The sequence below is a fragment of the Porphyromonas uenonis 60-3 genome (genome assembly GCF_000174775.1).
In the GTDB taxonomy this organism is placed as follows: Bacteria; Bacteroidota; Bacteroidia; order Bacteroidales; family Porphyromonadaceae; genus Porphyromonas; species Porphyromonas uenonis_A.
Window position 1 is genome coordinate 1 of record NZ_ACLR01000094.1, and the last position, 886, is coordinate 886.

Genomic DNA, 886 nt, shown 5'->3' on the forward strand with positions numbered 1-886 from the left:
TGAGTGGATGTGTTACCGGTGACCTTCACTCCGACTACAGCCTGATCAGTGCTGGACCGCTCGTAAGGTGCGACTTTGGCATCCCCTTGAAGTATGGGAATATGCTCTTCTTCGGTGCCGGATACAAGTATGGCTTCCCCATCAAGGATGCAGATGAGATGGCAGCTGACAACTACAAGAATGTGACCCCTTATGGTCAGTCTCATACCGTCTTTCTGTCCATCGGTTATATGTATTGACCCGTAGATCTTCCTTAAATAAGGGAGCGAAAGAGAATCTCTTTCGCTCCCTTATTATTATAGACTTATAGGTCAAAATGGTGGGTGAGTTAAAGGTCTTTTCTAGGTATAGAGAGACATATAAGGGTTTGAAAAGCTTTGAAGTGTTAAAAGTGAGCCAACGCGAATGTATAGGTCAAAACGGTGGGTGATACAGGGGGATAAGCCAGTGTTTATCGTATCTTTGAGCATTTGAAAAGGCGAAAAAATGAACCAAAAAATGTCCGAAGTGTGGGAGCCTCAGTGTGATTAGTCATGGACGCAGGGGTACACACAAGAGATATTTGTGCAAGAACTGTGGCTCATCGTTCACAGGAAAAAGGCACATAAGTAAGGAGCAGATATGGGACTTGTACCAGAGTGGCTTATCGCAGGCTAAAATCGCGGAAGCACTTGGAGTAAGTCCGAGCACGATAAAACGGAGACTTCAGGAGGTCTCAGTTGACTTTAAGACGCCCATATTAAGCGAGGGAGTTATTCACATAGATGCGACGTATTGGGGTAGAAACCAAGGACTAATCGTTGCGTTGGACGATAAAAGTGGTTGCGTACTCTATCGGGAGTGGATCTCTCACGAAAGCAAAGTGGACTACGCAACAGCCCTTAAA

The 886-nt window shown here is 45.4% G+C and carries 1 protein-coding gene and 1 pseudogene; both read left to right on the forward strand.

The window, feature by feature from the left end; genetic code table 11:
• Positions 1–239: pseudogene (locus PORUE0001_RS02645) on the forward strand (hypothetical protein); the annotation flags it as partial.
• A 323-nt stretch (positions 240–562) separates the two neighbouring features.
• Positions 563–886, forward strand: a 324-nt coding sequence (locus tag PORUE0001_RS10005; protein ID WP_232501401.1) for a helix-turn-helix domain-containing protein, incomplete at its 3' end; no start/stop codon positions are given.